General features: G+C 38.8%; 1 protein-coding gene. It reads right to left on the reverse strand.

All coding sequences use genetic code 11. The annotated features are described in order from the left end of the window. A partial coding sequence (locus DWZ93_RS14805) for a hypothetical protein (protein WP_158574341.1) occupies positions 1-1,553 on the reverse strand: 1,553 nt, incomplete at both ends.

The raw sequence follows: 1,553 nt of genomic DNA on the forward strand, positions 1-1,553 counted from the left end.
ATATTGGTTAATGACAACAACGTGATCAACGCCATCAATCCATATCCTAATATTAATAATAAAAACTTTTGCGAACGAAAGTATTCATTTTTCTGCCAAAGCGACTGGCTGTTAAAGACATACGTATTTCTCTTTGAAATGTCCACATCATCAAAAGTTGCATCCACCTCATACATCAACGGAGCACTTTGTTTCAGCCCCACCTCCTGTGCGATATTCTCAATTTTTCCCTTTATCCTCTCATCTTCCTGTATCTGTGTTGAGAGTCCATCTATGCCAAAAATCCAGTCCAGAAATGTATGCTTTTCCTCTGCCTTTTCCCTTTGAATATCAAATTTCAAATAAGTAGCAACACTTCTATACTTAGTATAATTAAGAATGTATGTATCTTCAGGATGTTCTCTACAAATATCACTATACATTGGATCTTTTAACAATCGTTCAAAATCACTCATAGACATATAAATATGACAGAATCCCAACGTCTCTTCTTGATACCCATTAATATCATCCTGCTTTCCAGAATAATAAGGATACGGCGGTGTTTCCTGTGTTGTTCCAATCAGATGAAAGCTTCCCTTTCGTATTTCATCTTGTTGGTGATACATGTTGCATGAAAGAACCCCTAAATCTCCATATCGGCTATACCAAAAAGTAAATTCACTGTTTGGCTGTGCCTTCAATATACTGCGTTGACAGATCTTTTCTAATGTCCGGACTTCCTCGTGATCTTCAATTAACACCTGATATTCGTCTGTGGTATCATCTGGAACTTTATATCCTGCCTTTTTCACATATGCCTGAAAGATTTGATCATCTAACCCCACGATCATTGTTCGTAAATAAATACCTTCTATCCAATCACCTGAGTTCATATCATGATATTCTCTAAGTTGTGATGGTTCATCTGCCCATGTAAATCCAACTTCTGTAGACACCTCAAACGGAACCTTCTGCAAATCATCCTGAATCAGCTCTGGTTCCAGTAGCACAGCACTAATATTCAGATTGCGCTCTAGCGATATGGAAGTCACCTCCGGTAATGCTGCTACTTTTTCGTAAAACTCCATAATCTTATCATCATCCATCGTATAGAGTTCTGTCCAAAGGTTCAGTTCCTCACGGTCTCTATCATCTACCGGATAATACTCTTTATTGATTCCACGCATTACAGCCATGCCGTCCAAAATCACACAAAAAGTCAATATCAGCAATATACTGTTTGCAATATAGCTTTTCCTGCGAACCCACATATTCTTAAATGCCAGCATTCCCACTGTGCCAAATAGCTTCCGCTTTTTCAACAGATTGGTTCGAGTACGCATTTTTGTATCTACTTCATAAGTTTGTGTGATCAGCTCCATACTGGAGGTATGGACAGCTTTCCATGCCGGAAAGAGACACGCCAGAAATATCATCAGAAATCCCCAGAACACAAATGTTATGATTCTTCCAAACGTAAGCTCCACCACCAACGGTTGTTCATACATAAAAATATTTTCCAGCCATTTTACGATACCATTCGTAAGTAAGATCCCCGCTCCGATTCCGAC

Source organism: Dorea sp. AF36-15AT, from assembly GCF_003477705.1.
Lineage (GTDB): Bacteria > Bacillota > Clostridia > Lachnospirales > Lachnospiraceae > Claveliimonas > Claveliimonas ammoniilytica.